Annotated in this window: 15 protein-coding genes; 5 read left to right on the top strand and 10 right to left on the bottom strand. The window is 71.1% G+C overall.

The features are described from left to right. Positions 1-39: 39 nt before the first annotated feature. Entirely contained in the window at positions 40-507 is a 468-nt protein-coding gene (locus E8M80_RS09670) for a DUF3237 domain-containing protein (protein ID WP_137125483.1), read from the top strand. Positions 508-534: 27 nt separating this feature from the next. Here E8M80_RS09670 and ppk2 read toward each other — a convergent pair whose 3' ends face one another. Genes ppk2 through E8M80_RS09685 form a run of 3 tightly spaced genes read right to left on the bottom strand, consistent with a single transcriptional unit; the run spans position 535 to position 3,744 of the window. After that, positions 535-1,500, bottom strand: coding sequence for a polyphosphate kinase 2 (gene ppk2, locus E8M80_RS09675; RefSeq protein ID WP_137125484.1), 966 nt, complete (start codon positions 1,498-1,500; stop codon positions 535-537). Between the two features lie 37 nt (positions 1,501-1,537). Beyond that, positions 1,538-2,317, bottom strand: coding sequence for a metallophosphoesterase (locus tag E8M80_RS09680; RefSeq protein WP_240789967.1), 780 nt, complete (start codon positions 2,315-2,317; stop codon positions 1,538-1,540). After that, on the bottom strand, positions 2,314-3,744 hold the full coding sequence (locus E8M80_RS09685) for a deoxyribodipyrimidine photo-lyase (RefSeq protein ID WP_137125485.1): 1,431 nt from the start codon (positions 3,742-3,744) through the stop codon (positions 2,314-2,316). The genes E8M80_RS09680 and E8M80_RS09685 overlap by 4 nt, the downstream gene beginning before the upstream one ends. 123 nt (positions 3,745-3,867) lie before the next feature. On the opposite strand from E8M80_RS09685, the gene E8M80_RS09690 reads away from it, so the two are divergent. Further along, entirely contained in the window at positions 3,868-4,386 is a 519-nt protein-coding gene (locus tag E8M80_RS09690) for a YeeE/YedE thiosulfate transporter family protein (RefSeq protein WP_137125486.1), read from the top strand. 16 nt (positions 4,387-4,402) lie between these two features. Beyond that, a complete protein-coding gene (locus E8M80_RS09695) occupies positions 4,403-5,020 on the top strand; it encodes a YeeE/YedE thiosulfate transporter family protein (RefSeq protein ID WP_170979310.1) in 618 nt (205 codons plus the stop codon). Between the two features lie 138 nt (positions 5,021-5,158). Here E8M80_RS09695 and E8M80_RS09700 read toward each other — a convergent pair whose 3' ends face one another. The 5 genes from E8M80_RS09700 to E8M80_RS09720 form a co-directional block, all read right to left on the bottom strand. Next, on the bottom strand, positions 5,159-6,133 hold the full coding sequence (locus tag E8M80_RS09700; protein WP_137125686.1) for an ABC transporter ATP-binding protein: 975 nt from the start codon (positions 6,131-6,133) through the stop codon (positions 5,159-5,161). A 20-nt stretch (positions 6,134-6,153) separates the two neighbouring features. Beyond that, a complete protein-coding gene (locus E8M80_RS09705; protein WP_137125687.1) occupies positions 6,154-7,065 on the bottom strand; it encodes an ABC transporter ATP-binding protein in 912 nt (303 codons plus the stop codon). A gap of 68 nt (positions 7,066-7,133) precedes the next feature. Next, positions 7,134-8,066 (bottom strand): ABC transporter permease, encoded by a 933-nt coding sequence (locus E8M80_RS09710; protein WP_137125487.1) that lies wholly within the window; start codon positions 8,064-8,066, stop codon positions 7,134-7,136. Next, positions 8,032-8,991 (bottom strand): ABC transporter permease, encoded by a 960-nt coding sequence (locus tag E8M80_RS09715; protein WP_137125488.1) that lies wholly within the window; start codon positions 8,989-8,991, stop codon positions 8,032-8,034. The genes E8M80_RS09710 and E8M80_RS09715 overlap by 35 nt, the downstream gene beginning before the upstream one ends. 7 nt (positions 8,992-8,998) lie before the next feature. Continuing rightward, positions 8,999-10,795, bottom strand: coding sequence for a peptide ABC transporter substrate-binding protein (locus E8M80_RS09720; RefSeq protein ID WP_137125489.1), 1,797 nt, complete (start codon positions 10,793-10,795; stop codon positions 8,999-9,001). A 168-nt stretch (positions 10,796-10,963) separates the two neighbouring features. Here E8M80_RS09720 and E8M80_RS09725 point away from each other — a divergent pair, with 168 nt between their 5' ends. Continuing rightward, positions 10,964-12,355: an amidase gene (locus E8M80_RS09725; RefSeq protein ID WP_137125490.1), complete on the top strand. Its 1,392-nt coding sequence runs from the start codon at positions 10,964-10,966 to the stop codon at positions 12,353-12,355. Then, complete coding sequence (locus E8M80_RS09730) at positions 12,352-13,056, top strand: hypothetical protein (RefSeq protein ID WP_137125491.1); 705 nt, start codon at positions 12,352-12,354, stop codon at positions 13,054-13,056. The genes E8M80_RS09725 and E8M80_RS09730 overlap by 4 nt, the downstream gene beginning before the upstream one ends. Before the next feature lie 86 nt (positions 13,057-13,142). On the opposite strand, the gene E8M80_RS09735 is transcribed toward E8M80_RS09730, so the two are convergent. Both E8M80_RS09735 and E8M80_RS09740 read right to left on the bottom strand, forming a co-directional pair. Continuing rightward, positions 13,143-15,233 carry a hydantoinase/oxoprolinase family protein gene (locus E8M80_RS09735; RefSeq protein ID WP_137125492.1) on the bottom strand — a complete coding sequence of 697 codons (2,091 nt, stop codon included), beginning with the start codon at positions 15,231-15,233 and terminating at the stop codon, positions 13,143-13,145. Continuing rightward, entirely contained in the window at positions 15,230-16,852 is a 1,623-nt protein-coding gene (locus E8M80_RS09740; protein ID WP_137125493.1) for a hydantoinase B/oxoprolinase family protein, read from the bottom strand. The genes E8M80_RS09735 and E8M80_RS09740 overlap by 4 nt, the downstream gene beginning before the upstream one ends. Positions 16,853-16,856: the final 4 nt, after the last annotated feature.

Raw genomic sequence — 16,856 nt, forward strand, 5'->3', positions numbered from 1 at the left:
GGGCATCCTCCGGCCCGCCAACCGATGGAGGAGACCGCCATGGCGCCGCTGCCGCTGAAGACCGGTTTCATGTTCCGCATGGTGCTCGGCGTGGGCACGCCGCAGATGGTGGGTCCGACGCGCAACGGCGAATTGCGCATCGTGCCCGTCACCGGCGGCACCGTCGAAGGCCCGCGCCTGACCGGCGAGGTGCTGCCCGGCACGGCGGCCGACTGGCTGCGGGTGGACCCGGACGGCACAGCGCACATGGATGTGCGCCTGACGATCCGGGCGGCCTCGGGCGGGGTGGTCTACGCGCACTACAGCGGCATCCGCACCGGCACGCCCGAGGTCCTGGCCAGGCTCGCGGCCGGCGAGATGGTCGACCCGGCCGACTACTACTTCCGCACCGCGATGCGCTTCGAGACCGGCGCGCCGGACCTCGCCTGGATGAACCGGATCCTTGCGATCGGCGTGGGCCAGCGGCCGCCCTCCGGGCCGACCTACGACGTCTACGAAGTGGCGTGACGCCGCGGCGGGCGCCCGCGCCGCGCGTCAGCGATGCGCGCCGCGCCGCTGCCCCGGGTGCAGCGTCTTGCCGAGGATATGCTGGCTGGCGCCGATGACATGCGCGGTCGAGCCCACGATCAGCGGGTCGGGCTCGTAGACCACGCTCTCGTCCTTGCCGTCATAGGGCAGGGTGAACAGGAAGTGGCGCATCGCCTCGATGCGCGCGCGGCGCTTGTCGTCGGACTTCACGATGGTCCAGGGCGCGTCGGCGGTGTCGGTGTAGAAGAACATCGCCTCCTTCGCCTCGGTGTAGTCGTCCCACTTGTCGAGGCTCGCCTTGTCGATCGGGGAGAGCTTCCACTGCTTCAGCGGATCGGTCTCGCGCGCCTGGAAGCGTCGCGCCTGTTCCTCCCGCGTCACGCTGAACCAGTACTTGTGGAGGCGCAGCCCCGACCGGACGAGCATGCGCTCGAGCTCCGGCGCCTGGCGCATGAATTCGAGGTAGTCGCCGGCGGAGCAGAACCCCATCACGCGCTCGACACCCGCCCGGTTGTACCAGGAGCGGTCGAAGAACACGATCTCGCCGCCGCTCGGCAGGTGCTTCACGTAGCGCTGGAAGTACCATTGCGACCGTTCCTGGTCGGTCGGCTTCTCGAGAGCCACGATGCGCGCGCCGCGCGGGTTCAGGTGTTCCATGAAACGCTTGATCGTGCCGCCCTTGCCGGCGGCGTCGCGGCCTTCGAACAGCACTGTGGCGCGCTCGTCGGCCGCCTTGATCCAGGACTGCGCCTTCAGCAGCTCGACCTGCAGGGGGGAGATGCGCGCAACGTATTCCTTCTCGGTCAGGCGCGTCGCATAGGGATAGGCGCCGGTCTCGAAGGCGCGGCGGATCGCCTCCGGGTCGCGCGCGGGGCGGCGCTGGCGGCGGCCAGGCTCGGCGAGGTCGGTCACGGCCGCCGTGATGGACCGCGCACCTTCCTCGGCGTTCGGGGCAATATTGTCCTGGTCCATGCGACCTCCGCGGCGCAGCCCGGGATGGGCGATGTCATCAACCTGTCATCTCGACGTCATGTCCTTGCGCTACCTCAAGGGTTCCACGGTCGAACGGGAAATCCTGCCAGGCGAGCGCACCCCCCTTCCCCGCCCCGGTGTCGAGGAAGACCGCCCGGCCGCCCTGCGCGCCGGTGAAGACCGGCGGCCGCCCGTCGCGCGACCGGTTGTCGTGGCCAACGAGTACCGTCAGGCCGGCCGGGATCCGGTCCACCCATCCGGTCAGGCGGATCGGGAAGCCGTCCGGGCCGCGCGCCCCAGTCACTTGGCCGAAGATGGCGCGGCCGACCAGGCCGTCCGGCTTGCGCTGCCCGGCATCCGGCGGCGGCGGGCGGAGCAGCATCGAATCATGAAAAGCGGCGTGGACGCAGAACAGCCGCCCCAACCCGAGCCAGGCCGGTGCGCGCCCGATCTCGAGGATGGCGCGCTGCGCCAGTGCCTCGGCGTCGCGCGCGGCGGCGACCTGCTCCAGGGTACGGCCGAGACCCGCCTTCTCGATCCGGACGCTGTCCCCCAGCAGGGCACGGCGCAGCTTGTGGTCGTGGTTGCCGAGCAGGAAGAGCCCGCGCCCGGCGTCCATCGCCGCGAACATCAGGCGCAGCGCGGCGGGGCTGTCTGGCCCATGGTCCGTGAGGTCGCCAAGCTGCACCAGGAACAGGCCCGCCGCCTCCGCCCCCGCGATGGCGGCTTCGAGGCCACGCGCATCGCCATGCACGTCGCCCACCACACGGAGGCCGCGGAAGCCGGCGGCACGCAGCCCGTCCAGCAGCGACGTCACGCCGCCTCCGTGCCCTTGACCGCGGCGAAGGCCGCGAGCGCCGCGGCGCGCCCTTCCGACAGCCCCATCACCGGCGCCGGATAATTGCGCCCGAGCGTGACGCCCGCGCCGCGCAGCACCATCTCGGGCGCTTCGTGGGGGCGATGGATCCAGCGGTCGGGCAGGCGCGCGAGCTCGGGGCACCAGCGCCGCACATAGGCGCCCGCGGCATCGAACTTCTCCCCCTGCAGCACCGGATTGAAGATGCGGAAATAAGGCGCGGCATCGGCCCCGCAGCCCGCGACCCACTGCCAGGAGGCACTGTTCGCCGCGATGTCGGCATCGACCAGCGTGTCGCGGAACCACGCTTCCCCGTCCTGCCAGGGCTGCAGCAGGTGCTTCACGAGGAAGGAGGCCGCGATCATCCGCACGCGGTTGTGCATCCAGCCGATCCGCCAGAGCTGGCGCATCCCGGCATCGACGATCGGGTAGCCGGTGCGCCCGCGCTGCCAGGCACGCAGCAGCGCGGCATCGGGCCGCCAGGGGAAGGCCGCGAATTCGGGCCGGAGCGGCGCCTCCGGCATCTCCGGCCGGTGCCAGAGCAGGTGGTGGGAGAATTCCCGCCAGAGCAGCTCCTTGAGGAAGGTCTCGAGCCCCCTGCCGCCCTTCGCCTTCGCCGCGTGCCAGACCTGGCGCGGCGAGACCTCGCCGAGATGCAGGTGCGGCGAGAGGCCCGAGGTGCCCCTTTCGGCCGCCGGGTCGTTGCGCCGGTCAGCATAGCCCGCGAGGCCCTGCTCCAGGAAGGCGTCGAGCCGCGCGGCGGCACCCTCTTCCCCCGGCGTCCAGTGTGCCGGGAAATCCGCGGCCCAGTTGGGTTCTGGCGGCCGCGGCAGCAGGTGGAGCGAATCGAGGCCGAGCCCCTGCCGCGCGCCGGACGCTGGCACCAGCCGGTCCGGTGCCGGCAGCGGCGGCGGCAGCTCCTCGAGCAGCCCGAACACCGCCCGCGCGAAGGGCGTGTAGACGGAATAGGGCTTGCCGCCGCCGGTGCGGACCAGGTGCGGCTCATGCAGCAGCGCCGTGCGGTGCAGGACGAGGCGCACGCCGGCGTCCTGGAGCGCCGCATGGGTCTCGGCGTCGCGGCGCCGGGCGAGAGGCTCGGTGCGGCGGCCGGCATGGACCTCCTCGGCGCCGATCTCGGCCGCAAGGGCGGGCAGGACCTGCCGCGCGTCGCCGCGCAGCAGCAGCAGCGGCGCGCCGCGGGCGGCGAGTGCCCGGCCCAGTGCCGCCAGGCTGTGGTGGAGCCACCAGCGGGCCGCGCCGCCGGGCGCCTCCGGCCCTTCCTCCAGGAAGTAGACGGGCAGCAGCGGCCGCCCTTCGAGGGCGGCAAGGGCAGGATTGTCCGCGAGGCGGAGGTCCTGCCGGAACCAGAGAATCGCGGGCTTGGCCATGGGATTTATGTGGGGCGGACGGGCGTGCGCGTCACCCTCGGAGGCGCTGGTTGAAACTTTGGTATTTGCGCATATTCTTACTCATGACCGCAGGCTGCGGTCCCCTTGAGAAGGATCCGCCCCATGCCTCGACTCACGGACAAGGCCTGGTCGCCCTATGTCGCGGGCGCCCTGATCGGCCTGCTGCAGATCCCGGCCTTCCTCTTCCTCGGCACCGCGCTCGGTGCCTCCTCCTCCTTCGTCACCGTCGGCGCGACGGTGGCGGAGTTCTTCGACCCCGGCATCCGCGCCATCCGCTATGCCGCCGGGCACCTCGACGGCGCCAAGAACTGGTGGCAGGTGGCGCTGGTCATCGGCATCGCGGCGGGCGCATTCGCCTCGTCCCGCCTTTCGGGCGCGGTGCGCCGCGGCGTCGCGCCGGTCTGGAAGCGCGCCACGGGCCTGTCCTCGGGCGGGCGCTTCGTCATGGCCTTCTTCGCGGGCTTCCTGATGCTGATGGGCGCGCGCATCGCCGATGGCTGCACCTCGGGCCACGGGCTGTCCGGCATGGCGCAGCTCTCGCTCGGCTCCTTCGCCGCCGTCGCCGCCATGTTCGCGGGCGGCATCCTCACCGCGACCCTGCTCTTCCGCCCCGTGCGCTGAATCGGAGACCGCGATCATGTCCGTCATCACCGCCATCCTCCTCGGCCTCGCCATGGGCGCGGCCTTCGGCTTCCTGCTCGAGAAGGCGCGGGTCTTCGAGCCCGCGGTCATCCTCGGCCAGTTCCAGCTGCGATCGTTCCTGATGCTGCGCGTGTTCCTGGCCGGCGTCGCGGCGGGGCTCGTCGTGCTCGCCGTCATGACCGGCTTCGGCTGGGCGAAGCTGGCGCCCAAGGCGCTGCTGCCGATGGCCGACATCGCCGGCGGCCTGGCGCTCGGCGTCGGCATCGCGCTGGCCGGCGCCTGCCCGGGCACCGTGCTCGCGCAGATCGGCAGCGGCTACAAGGACGCCTGGTTCACCCTGGCCGGCGGCATCCTGGGGGCCACCGCCTTCACCTACGCGGAACCCACGCTCCGCCCGGCGCTGCAGATGGCGGGCCAGGGCAGGCTCACCCTCGATGTCGTGACCGGCGTGCCGTTCTGGATGCTCGGCCTCGGCTTCGCGGCGGTGCTGGTCGTGGCGCTGGTGGCGATGGAACGCTGGCGGCCGTGGCGGGAGGAGATCGGCCAGGATCACGACGGGCTCATGCCGCCGCGGGAGGCGACGCCGCCGACGCGTGCGGTAGCGGCCGAGTAAGGCCGGTCGGGGGAGGGTGAACCTCCCCCGAACCCCCTCCCTTCTTTGGCACTTGGCGCCGGTCCTGAGAGGTGCGGCACCAAGGGACAAGGAAGGTTGAGGGGGGTGTGGGGGGAGAAGTTCTCTTCTCCCCCCGCGTCAGCCACGCTTGTGGCAGGCCACCCAATGCCCGGGCTTCGCCTCGCGGAACTCCGGCGACGTCGTATCGCAAAGTCCCTTCTCCGCGATCGGGCAGCGCGTGTGGAAGCGACAGCCGGATGGCGGGTTCATCGGGCTCGGGATGTCGCCCTGCAGGCGGATGCGGTCGCGCTTGACCGTCGGGTCCGGGATCGGCACCGCCGAGAGCAGCGCCTCGGTATAGGGATGCAGCGGGTCGGCGTAGAGGTCGCGCGCCGGCGCGATCTCCACGATCCGACCGAGATACATCACCGCGACGCGGTCGCTGATGTGTTCCACCACCGACAGGTCGTGCGCGATGAACAGGTAGGAGAGGCCGAACTTCTCCTGCAGGTCCTCGAGCAGGTTGATCACCTGCGCCTGGATCGAGACGTCGAGCGCCGAGACCGGCTCGTCGCAGATGATGAGCTTGGGCGAGACCGCGAGCGCGCGCGCGATGCCGATGCGCTGGCGCTGCCCGCCCGAGAATTCGTGCGGGAAGCGCGACATGTGGTCGGGGCGCAGGCCCACGGTCTCCAGCAGGTCCGCGACCTTCTCCTCCCGCTCCCGGCGCGTCTTGGCCAGCGCGTGGATCTCGAGCGCCTCCCCGATGATCGCGCCGATCGTCATGCGTGGATTGAGCGACGCGAAGGGGTCCTGGAAGATGATCTGCATGTCGCGCCGGATGGCGGCGAGGTCACGACCGCCCAGCGCGCGCACGTCGCGTCCCTCGAAGCGGATCTCGCCCGAGGTCGGCTCGATCAGGCGGAGGATGCAGCGGCCCGTGGTGGACTTCCCGCAACCGGATTCGCCGACGAGCCCGAGCGTCTCCCCCGATGCCAGGTCGAAGCCGACGCCATCGACGGCATGCACCTGGTCCGTGACGCGGCGCAGGATGCCGCCCCGCACGGGGAAGCGCTTCACCAGGTTGCGGACGGACAGCAGCGGCTGCGCCATGGCGGGGTCCTTCGCGGCGCTCACAGGATGCACGCCACCTTGTGCCCCGGCGCCACCTCGCGCAGTGGCGGCTCGGCAGCGGTGCAGGCGTCGGTCGCGAAGCGGCAGCGCGCGGCGAAGCGGCACCCGGCGGGCGGGTTCAGCAAACTCGGCACCGTGCCGGGAATGGCTTCCAGCCGCTGCTTGTGCGTCGCCGCCAGGTCGAGGCGAGGGATCGAGCGGATCAGCCCCTGGGTGTAGGGATGGCGCGGATTGGCGAAGAGATCGCGCACCGGCGCTTCCTCCACCACCTTGCCCGCATACATGACGACGACGCGCTGGGCCACTTCCGCCACCACCCCCATCGCGTGGGTGATGAGCATGACCGACATGCCGAGGCGGTCCTTCATCTCGGCCAGCAGGTCGAGGATCTGCGCCTGGATGGTGACGTCGAGCGCGGTGGTCGGCTCGTCTGCGATCAGCAGCTTCGGGTTGCAGGACAGCGCCATGGCGATCATGACGCGCTGGCGCATGCCGCCCGAGAACTGGTGAGGATAATCCCCCGCGCGCCGGGCGGCGTTCGGGATGTGCACGAGGTTCAGCATCTCCTTGGCGCGGTCCATCGCCGCACGCCGGCCGAGCCCTTCCTGCTGGCGCAGCACCTCGGCGATCTGCTCCCCCACCGGATAGACGGGATTGAGCGAGGTCATCGGCTCCTGGAAGACGATCGCGATTTCCTTGGCACGGATGCGGCGCATCGCGTCCGAGGGGAGCGGCACGAGGTCGCGGCCCTGCCAGAGGATCTGGCCCTCCACGATGCGGCCGGGCGGCATCGCGATGAGCTTCAGCACGGTCATCGCGGTCACGGTCTTGCCGCAGCCGCTTTCACCCACGACGCAGACCGTCTCGCCACGCCCGACCTCGATGTCGACGCCGTCCACGGCGCGGACCATGCCGTCGTCGGTCGCGAAGTGGACCTTGAGGCCCCGGATCGCGAGCAGCGGGTCGGTCGCCGCGCCGCTCACGAGCCGATCACCCGCCGCGGATCGAAGGCGTCGCGCAGGCCATCGCCGATGAAGTTGATGGACAGCACGGTCAGGAAGATCATGGCGCCCGGGAAGATCGCCCAGTGCGGCGCGAAGTCGAGGTTGTCCTTCGCGTCGAACAGCAGCCGCCCCCAGGTCGGCGTGTCCGGCGGGAAGCCGAGGCCGAGGAAGGACAGCGTCGATTCCGCGATGATCGCGGCGGCGACGTCGATGGTGCCGGCGACGATCACCGGGCCCATGGCGTTCGGCAGGATGTGGCGCGTCACGAGCCGCGGCTTGGACGCGCCGAGCGCCCGCGCGGCCTCGACGAATTCCTTCTCCCGCAGGGAGAAGAACTGCGCGCGCACGAGCCGCGCCACCGGCATCCAGCGGAAGCCGCCGATGATGATCACGATGAGGATGAAGACGCCGAGCTCCGGCCCCACCACCTGCGTCAGCGCGTCGCGGAACAGGTAGATGATGAGCAGCAGCAGCGGCAGTTCCGGCAACGACAGGAACAGGTCTGTCAGCCACATCAGCGCCGCGTCGAGCCGCCCGCCCGCCATGCCGGCCAGCGCGCCGACCAGCACGCCCACCACGATCGCGACCATCATCGCCGCGAAGCCGACCGCGAGCGAGATGCGCCCGCCATAGAGCACGCGGGCCAGCACGTCCTGGCCGAGGTCGTCGGTCCCCATGGGATGCGCCCAAGACGGCCCCTGCAGCTGGACCGAGAAGTCGATCTCGTCGATCGGCACGCGCCAGATGAACGGTCCGACCAGCACGGCCAGCACGATGAAGCCCAGGATGAACAGGCTCGCCACCGCAAGCCGGTGCTTGCGGAAGCGCCGCCAGGCTTCCTGCCACGGCCCGACCCGCGGCGCGGCCCCCGCGCTAGCGGTAGCTGATGCGGGGGTCGAGCCAGCCATAGAGAAGGTCCGCGATCAGGTTGAAGAGGATGACGAGGCAGGCGAAGACGAAGGTCACGGCCATGATGACCGGCGTGTCGTTGGCCAGGATGGCGCTGATCAGCAGGCTGCCGATGCCGGGCACGCGGAAGATCTGCTCGGTGACGATCGCGCCGCCGAAGACGATCGGCATCTGCAGAGCGACCAGCGTGACCACCGGGATCATGGCGTTGCGCACGACATGCTTCATCGTGACGTGCGATTCCGACAGCCCCTTGGCGCGCGCCGTCGTCACGTGGTCGAGCCGGACGACGTCGAGCACCGCCGAGCGTACGAAGCGCACCAGCGCCGCCCCCTGGAACATGCCGAGCACCATCACGGGCATCACCGACTGGCGGAACTGTTCCCACCACCAGCGCCAGCCCGTGGCCTCGAGATCGGTGCGGTAGACGAAGGGAAGCCAGTCGAGGGTGATCGAGAACAGCAGGATCAGCAGCAGCCCCGTGAAGAAGGTGGGCAACGAGAAGCCGACGAAGGCGAGCGTGTTCGCGACCTTGTCGAACAGCGAATAGGGCCGCGTCGCCGCGAAGACGCCGACCGGGATGGCGATGACCAGCGCCACGACCTGCGCCGCCCCGATCACGGCAATCGTGGTCGGCAGCCGCTGCAGGATGAGCTGGTCGACGGGGATTCGGCTGACGAAGGAATACCCCCATTCGCCGCGCAGCATCGAGGTGAGCCACGACCAATAGCGGATGTAGACCGGGTCATCCATCCCGAGCGAGGCGCGAAGGCTCGCGCGCACGTCGGGCGGGATGGCCGGGTTGGTCGCCAGCTCCTCGAACGGGTCGCCCGGGGCGAGGGCGAGCACCGTGAAGAGGATCACGCTGATCCCGAGCAGGCTCGGGATCGCGATGAGCAGGCGACGGACGAGGTACTGGGTCACGCGCCGGTCAGGACGGGCGGTGCCAGTCCGAGAGCAGCCAGTGCGTGTTGTCCCAGGCGCTCAGCACAGGCTTGAGCGTGTTGAGGCTGGCGCTGACCGTCGGGCGCTGCACGAGCGGGATGACGTGGTTGCTGCCGACGATCAGGTCGTTCATGCGGATGAACAGCGCGGCACGCTTCACGGGGTCGAGCTCGCTTTCCGCCTCGCGGTAGATGCGGTCGTATTCCGCGTTCTGCCAGCGGACGATGTTGCGGCCCTGCCAGTTGTTCTCCTTCTTTGAGATCTCCCACGACACGTACTGGTTCATGAACAGCTGCGGGTCCGCCTGCGGCATCGTCGTGGTGTACATCTGCATGTCGGCGAAGAACTTGGTGTAGGTGTCCGGGTTGGCGACATCGGCCGAGAAGAACACCGACGCCGTCACCGACTTCAGGTCAAGGTTGATGCCCGCGCGCTGCGCCGACTGCTTGTAGATGGCCTGCGTGCGCTGGCGTGGCGCATTGACGGAGGTCTGGTAGACGAAGCTCAGCCGCACGCCGTCCTTGGCGCGGATGCCGTCGCCCCCGCGCCGCCAGCCGGCGCGATCCAGGATCTCGTTCGCCTTGGCGATGTTGAACTCGTGGCTGGTGTTGGGCGAACGGAAGCGCGGCGGATTGTTGAGGAAGTTCGCCGTCGCCGGGCCGCCGCGGCCGTAGATGAATTGCTGCAGCGCGTTGCGGTCGATCAGCAGCGCCATCGCCTCGCGCACCGCGGGGTCGCGGAAGGCTGGATGCTGCGTGCTGATATGGGCGCGTTCGCCCTCCACTTCCCGGTTCGGGTCGGTGGCGTTGAGTTGCACGAACTCGACGCTGCCGCCCTCGACGATGTTGATCTTGCCGCGGCCGGCCGCTTCCAGGCGCTGCAGGATCGCGTCCTCGACCTGCATGTTCCAGGCGTAGTCGAAGTCGCCCGTCTGCAGCACCGCGCGCGCCGCCGAAACAGCGTCGCCGCCGCCCTTGATCTCGATCGTGTCGAAATGCGGCCGGTTGTCCAGGTGGTAGGTCGGGTTCAGCTCGCCGCGCAGCAAGTCGCCCGGCGCGAAGCTGACGAACCGGTACGGGCCTGTGCCGACGGGCCGGAGATTGGCCGGCGCGTCGCGCGCATTGGCGCCGACATAGTCCTTGAACAGGTGCTTCGGGATGATCATCCCGCGCGAGGCGACGAAGGCGTCGGCCCAGAACGGCGTCGGCTGTTCGAACTCGATCCGAACCGTATGGTCGTCCACCTTGACGACGTTGATGTCGCGGTAGCTGCCGATGCTGACGGCGGCCGTCGCGGGGTTCTTGCTGTATTCCCAGTTGAAGATGACGTCGTCGGCTGTGAAGTCCTGCCCGTCGTGCCACTTCACGCCGCGCTTGAGCTTCCAGGTGACGGAGCGGCCGTCCGCGCGCAGGCCGCCATTCTCGATCGAGGGGATCTCGGCGGCCAGGACCGGATGCAGCGTGCCGTCCTGGGCCCAGCCGGCCAGCGGCTCGTAGAAGACGCGGCTGGCTTCCTGGTTGGTGGTGCCGACGGCGAAATGCGGGTTCAGCAGCGTCGCGGCCTGCCAGTACAGGATCTTCAGCGGCCCGCCGCCGCCGCGCCGCGTCGGCGCATAGGCCGGCACGGATTGCGCCGCGGCCGGCGCGGCGCCTGCGATGGCCAGGAGCTGCGTGGCCATGGGCGCGGTGAAGCCCACCGCCGCCATGCGCTTGACGAAGCCGCGCCGCGACAGCCGGCCGGTCTTCACGCGGGCCAGAAGGCCGCGCAGATCATCCTCGGTCATTGCCATGTCTCCCAGTCTTCGCCTTTCGGCGTTCGATCGTTGACCTCTGCCAGCCTGCCCGGAAGCCCGGCCCCGCGCCAGAGGCTTCTTGTCGGCAGGGCATCCCCCGCGCCCTGGACATGCCGCGGCGATCGCCGCTGAATGCCGCCGAAGCAGGCAGGGCAGACGATGACCGCATACTCCCCTCGGGATTTCCATCCTCTCCGGTTCCAGCTCGCGACCACCGCCTTCGCCGGGGGCACCGACACGCCGCGCGCCTTCCTCGAGCGCTGCCTCGCGACGCTTGCGGAACGGGAACCAGTGGTGCGCGCCTGGGTCGTGCTGAACGAGGCCGCGGCGCGCGACGCGGCCGATGCCAGCACGGCACGCTGGGCGGCCGGGCGACCGCTCTCGCCGATCGACGGCATGCCGGTCGGCATCAAGGACCTCCTCGAGACGCGTGACATGCCGACGCAGATGGGCTGCCCGGCCTATCGCGGGAATTTCCCGAAGCGCGACAACGCCGCGGTCTGGGCGCTGCGCGAAGCAGGGGCGGTCATCCTCGGCAAGACCGTCACGACCGAACTCGGCGGCGCGCATCCCGGGCCGACCACCAACCCCTTCGACCAGACGCGTACGCCGGGCGGCTCGTCCTCCGGCTCGGCGGCCGCGGTCGCGGCGCGCATGGTGCCGGCCGCGCTCGGCACGCAGGTCGGCGGCTCGGTGATCCGGCCGTCATCCTACTGCGGCAATGTCGCGCTGAAGCCGACCCAGGGCGGCATCAACCGCGGCGAACGCCAGGCGACCTCCATGAGCACCACCGGCATCCATGCCGGCAGCATCGAGGACATGTGGCTGGTCGCGATCGAGATCGGGAAGCGGGCTGGCGGCGACCCCGGCCGCCCTCCCTTGTCCGGCCCGCCGGTGCCGCCGTCGGCCCGCCGCCCCATGGTGCTCGGCGTCATGGAGACGGAAGGCTGGGCCGCGCTCGACGACGCCAGCCGGTCCGCCTTCGAGCAGGTGGTCGAGCGCCTGCGCGCCCAGGGCGTCACGGTACTGCGCCGCGCCGAGCACCCGATGCTGGAGGCCTTCGAGGCGTCGCTCATGGGCGTGCAGGCCATGACGAGCGCCATCACGGGCTGGGAGAACCACTGGCTGTTCCGCAACCTGGTCGCGCAGAACCCGGACGCCATCAGCGCCCGGAGCAAGGCCGTGCTCGCCATGGCCGAGCGCATGACGCCCGAGGACTACCGCCTGCACCTGCTCCGCCGCGAGGAGGTCCGCGCACGGCACGCCGCCCTCGCCCCCGTCGTCGATGCGCTGATCGCGCCCGCCTCCCCCGGCCCGGCGCCGGCCTGGTCGGGCGACGTGCCGGGACAGCCACCGAAGCCGCGTCCGACCGGGGATGCGGTGTTCAACACGCCGTCCTCCGGCATCGGGGCGCCGGCGGTGACGATCCCGCTCTGCGCCGTCGGCGGCCTGCCGATGGGCATCCAGGTGATGGCGCAGGTGCAGATGGACGCCCATGCCACGGCGATCGCGCGCTGGATGCTCGAGACCATCGACCCCGTCGTCGCATGACCGCCCCGCCGACCGCGGCCGAGCTGCGCGCGCGCCTCGAGGCGATCCGCGCCGCGCGCGGCGGCTACGTGCTGCCGCACCACGGCGCCATGGCGGCCGCCCTGCCCGACCTCCACGCCGCCTACGAGGCGATGTACCGAGCGCTGACGCTGGACGACCACCACCTGTCGCCGCATGCGAAGGAGGTCGTATGGCTCTGCATCCTCGCGGCCTGCGAGGAACCCGTCGGCACGCACCACCTCCATCGCTTCATGACGACCGGCGGGACCGAGGCCGAGGCCGCCGCCGTATTCCGCTTGGCGGCCTGGGCGGCCGGCGCCGCGCGCTACGCGACGCTGGACGGCGCCTGGGCGGAGCACCTGCCGGGGCTCGGCTTCGCGCAGGAATACCGGGACGGCGCGATGGCGCTGCGCGGGCCGCTGCAGGAGGGCACGGCGCGGCTCGCGCTCGTGGGCGCGCAGACGGCGCTCGACCAGGGCTGGGCGCTGGCCGCCGAGATCGAGGGCGCCTATGCCGCAGGCGTGCCGGAGGTGGAGATCGCGGAGGCGATGAGCCTCGCCATCTGGCCGCGCGGCGTGAACCCCTTCGTGCGTGCGACCGAGACCTGGCTGCGGCTGATGCGGGACGGACGGGTGACGCCATCCGCGGCGTTCCGCGCCTGGGCGGAGACGCCGGACCAGGGGGCGATGGTTCTGAAGTAGCGGGGGAGGAGAATCTCCCCCGCACCCCTCGCTTTTTCGTCACCTGGCGCCGGTCTGAAAAGAAGGAGGGGGGATCCGGGGGGAGCTCACTCCCCCCGACCCTGCTCCAACGTGACCACCAGGTTCAGCGCCGCGTCGCACACCGCCACCGTCCCCGGTGGCAGCACCAGCGTTGATTCCCGTTCCTCGACCAGCGCCGGGCCGGACACCGTGTCCCCGGGGCGCAGCCGTGCCCGGTCCACGACCGGCGTGTCCACGAAGCCACCGAAATACGCGGGCCGCGTGCCCTTGGCCGCGCCCTCCGCGCCGCCACCGGCGGCGCGCGCGAGGTCGAGCCGCGGCACGGGTCCCGCCACGATCACCTGCCAGGACACGCATTCGACCGGCAGCGTCGGCTCCGTGCGCCCGTATTGCCGCAGATAGGCCGCCTCGAAGGCGCGGCGCACGCCGTCGCGGTCGCTGGCGGCGAGCGCCGCGGCAGGAATCGTCGCCTCGACCTGGAAGCCCTGGCCGGCGTAGCGCAGCGCGCCGATCACCGTGGTGGTCGCCTCCGCCGCCGCGACACCGGCCTCGGCCACCAGGCGCCGGCCTTCCGCTTCCATGCCGCCAAGCAGCGCGCGCAGCGCATCGAAGTCGATCGTCGCGAGCGCCGCCACCCAGCCGCGCACGAAGGCGAAGGAGATCGGGGAGGCCAGGAACCCAAAGGCGGAGGCGACGCCCGCGCCGGCGGGCGCGACCATCCGCCCGATGCCGAGCTTGCGGCAGACCTGCGCCGCATGGACCGGCCCGGCGCCGCCGATCGGCACCATGGCGAAATCCTCGATGCGGCGTGCCTTTTCCAGCGCATGGATCGCGGCGGCCTGCGCCATGTTGCCGTTGACCGTGTCGTGCAGGGCCCAGGCGGCCTCGATGACGGACAGGCCGAGCGGCTCGGCGAGGTGCTCGCGGATCGCGCGTTCGGCCGCCGCGACATCGAGCGCCATGTCGCCGCCGAGGAAAGACCCGGCGCCGAGATAGCCAAGGACGAGGTCAGCATCCGTCACCGTCGGCCGCGTGCCACCGAGGCCGTAGCAGGCGGGGCCCGGGTCGGAACTGGCGCTTTCCGGCCCTACCTGGATCAGCCCGAGCCGGTCCACCTGCGCGATCGAGCCGCCGCCGGCGCCGATCTCGATCATCTCGATCACCGGCACCTTGAGCGGCAGGCCGCTGCCCTTGCGGAAGCGGTCGACGCGCGCGACCTCGAAGTCGAGGCTGCGCAGCGGTTCGCCGCCCTCGATCAGGCAGGCCTTGGCCGTGGTGCCGCCCATGTCGAAGCAGAGCACGTCGCCGGCGCCCGAGGCCGCGCCGAGCAGCGCTGTCGCGCGCACCCCGCCAGCGGGGCCGGACTGCACCAGGCGGATCGGGTGCGCGGCCGCGGTGCTCGCGGTGACGGTGCCGCCATCCGACAGCATCAGGTAGAGCGGCCCCCGCAACCCGATGCCGCGCAGCCCCTCGGCCAGCCGCGTCAGGTAGCGCTGCGCCACCGGCAGCACATAGGCGTTGCAGATGGTGGTCGAGGCGCGCTCGTACTCGCCGATCTCGGGCACCACGTCGGAGGAGAGGCAGAGCGTGAGGCCCGGCGCCTCCTCGGCGATGATCTCTCCCATGCGGCGTTCATGGGCGGGGTTGCGGAAGGCGTGCAGGAAGCAGACCGCGACGGCCTGCACGCCGGAGGCCGCCAGCGCGCGCGCCGCCTCCCGCGCCGCGTCCTCGTCCAGCGGCGTGCGGATGGCGCCGTCCGGCAGGATGCGTTCCGGCACCTCGATGCGGCGGCTGCGCGGCACCAGCGGCTCGGGCACGCGCATGAAGAGGTCGTAGGTGTCGTGGCGGAGCTCCGTGCCGATCTCGACGACGTCGCGGAAGCCGTCGGTGGTGAACAGGGCCGTCGGCACGCCGCGGCGCTCGATGAGCGCATTGGCGACCAGCGTGGTGCCGTGGATGACGTGCGCAACGTGGTCCGGCGCGATGCCGTGCGCGTCGAGCAGTTCGCGGATGCCGGCCAGCACCGCGTCCTCCGGCGCATGCGGCGTGGTCAGCAGCTTGCCGTTGCGCAGCGACCCGTCGCGGCTGTCGAGCAGCACGAAGTCGGTGAAGGTGCCGCCGATGTCGACGCCGATGCGGAAGGGTGCGGCGGTCATGCGCGATACGCCTTGGCGCCGGCCTCGGTGACGTAACCCTGCTCGATGTCGCGCGCGAGCGCCGCGGGGTCGCGCTCCGCGGGTGGTCCCATGCCGCCGCCGCCCGGCGTCTCGAAGGTGATGCGATCGCCGGGCGCGAGCACGATGCGCGCCTTTGCGGGCACCGGCTTGCCGTTCACCAGGTCGCGCCCGCCGGTCCCGGCCAGACCGCCGAGGATGCCGCGCGGCGGGTTCTGCACGCGCTCGTGCCGATAGGTCACGGTGACGGGCTTCGGCCCCGTCGCCTCGAAGGTCAGGCGCTGGGAAAGGCCGCCGCGCATCCGCCCCGCGCCGCCGGAATCCGGGATCAGGCGCTTTTCGGTCAGCAGCATGGGCACGGCGTTCTCGAACTGCTCGACCGGCTGGGTCGCGACGTTGGACGGGAAGGACAGGCAGGCCGGCCCGTCGCGCATCGGCAGCGCGCCGTGACCACCGTTCATGAAGAACATCCGGACGTAGCGGCGGCCGTCCGCGTGTTCGCCGGTGAAGTAACAGTTCCAGAGCGGGCTGCCGCTCTCGGCGATCACGCGGGCGGGGATCAGCCGGCCGAGCGCGGCGAGCACAAGGATCGGCAGGTAGTGCCCCGTCAGGTGCCGCCCCCAGACCGGCGCGGGCCGGCGGGGGTTCACGATCGAGCCTTCCGGCGCGATCACCGAGATCGGGCGGAAGCAGCCGTCGTTGTTCGGCGTCTCGGGGTCGAAGGCGCATTTCACCGCGTAGTGCGAATAGGCACGGGAGAAGTTCAGCGGCGAGTTCACCGGCCGCGCGATCTGCGGGTCGGTGCCGGTGAAGTCGAGCGTCAGCGCATCGCCTTTCACCACGAGCCGCAGGCGGATCGTGACCGGGTGCTCGAAGCCGTCGGAGGTCACGGCATCCGTCACCTCGCCATCCGGCACGGCGGCGATCGCCTGGCGCATGCTGCGCTCGGACCGCGCGAAGATCTCGGCGGCAAGGTCGTCTATGTCGGCGATGCCTTCCTCCGCCACGATGCGCGCGAGGCGGGCCTCAGCCTGCTCGTACACGGCGAACAGCGCGCGGATGTCGCCCAGTGTCTCGTCCGGTTGGCGCAGATTGGTCTCCAGGAAGGCGATGACGTCCTCGTTCTCGACTCCGGCCTTGAGGATGCGCGCGACCGGGATGGTCAGCCCTTCCTCCCAGGAATCGCGGGCCTCGACCGAAGGGGCGCCGCCGATGTCGGTGGAATGGAAGGTGCCGCCGATCCAGGCGGCGATGCGCCCGTCGCGGAAGATCGGCCGGATGGTCGTGATGTCGTTGAGGTGCCCGGTGCCGAGGTAGCCGTCGTTGCTGATCAGCACGTCGCCGGGCCTGAGGCTCTCGCGCGGGATGCGCGCCAGCATGTGGCCGAGCGTGACCGGCATGGTGCCGACGAAGGAGGGGACGGAGCGCGAGGACTGCGCGAATTGCCGCCCCGCGCTGTCCATCAGCCCGATCGCCATGTCCCAGTTGTCGCGCACGACCGAGGAGAAGGAGGTGCGGACGAAGTTCTGCGCCGCCTCGTCCATCAGCCCCGCGATGCGCCGCCAGGCGGAGCCGAGCCGGAGCGCTGTGAAATCCGCCATGTCC

Source organism: Roseomonas sp. HF4, assembly GCF_005222755.1.
In the GTDB taxonomy this organism is placed as follows: domain Bacteria; phylum Pseudomonadota; class Alphaproteobacteria; order Acetobacterales; family Acetobacteraceae; genus Neoroseomonas.

Excerpts from the sequence above, each read along its gene's own strand:
- E8M80_RS09735 (WP_137125492.1), bottom strand. The coding sequence starts at position 15,233 with ATGACCGCCGCACCCTTCCGCATCGGCGTCGACATCGGCGGCACCTTC.
- E8M80_RS09685 (WP_137125485.1), bottom strand. The coding sequence starts at position 3,744 with ATGGCCAAGCCCGCGATTCTCTGGTTCCGGCAGGACCTCCGCCTCGCG.
- E8M80_RS09725 (WP_137125490.1), top strand. The coding sequence starts at position 10,964 with ATGACCGCATACTCCCCTCGGGATTTCCATCCTCTCCGGTTCCAGCTC.
- E8M80_RS09710 (WP_137125487.1), bottom strand. The coding sequence starts at position 8,066 with ATGGCTGGCTCGACCCCCGCATCAGCTACCGCTAGCGCGGGGGCCGCG.
- E8M80_RS09690 (WP_137125486.1), top strand. The coding sequence starts at position 3,868 with ATGCCTCGACTCACGGACAAGGCCTGGTCGCCCTATGTCGCGGGCGCC.
- E8M80_RS09705 (WP_137125687.1), bottom strand. The coding sequence starts at position 7,065 with ATGGTCCGCGCCGTGGACGGCGTCGACATCGAGGTCGGGCGTGGCGAG.
- E8M80_RS09695 (WP_170979310.1), top strand. The coding sequence starts at position 4,403 with ATGTCCGTCATCACCGCCATCCTCCTCGGCCTCGCCATGGGCGCGGCC.
- ppk2 (WP_137125484.1), bottom strand. The coding sequence starts at position 1,500 with ATGGACCAGGACAATATTGCCCCGAACGCCGAGGAAGGTGCGCGGTCC.
- E8M80_RS09720 (WP_137125489.1), bottom strand. The coding sequence starts at position 10,795 with ATGACCGAGGATGATCTGCGCGGCCTTCTGGCCCGCGTGAAGACCGGC.
- E8M80_RS09700 (WP_137125686.1), bottom strand. The coding sequence starts at position 6,133 with ATGGCGCAGCCGCTGCTGTCCGTCCGCAACCTGGTGAAGCGCTTCCCC.
- E8M80_RS09740 (WP_137125493.1), bottom strand. The coding sequence starts at position 16,852 with ATGGCGGATTTCACAGCGCTCCGGCTCGGCTCCGCCTGGCGGCGCATC.
- E8M80_RS09730 (WP_137125491.1), top strand. The coding sequence starts at position 12,352 with ATGACCGCCCCGCCGACCGCGGCCGAGCTGCGCGCGCGCCTCGAGGCG.
- E8M80_RS09670 (WP_137125483.1), top strand. The coding sequence starts at position 40 with ATGGCGCCGCTGCCGCTGAAGACCGGTTTCATGTTCCGCATGGTGCTC.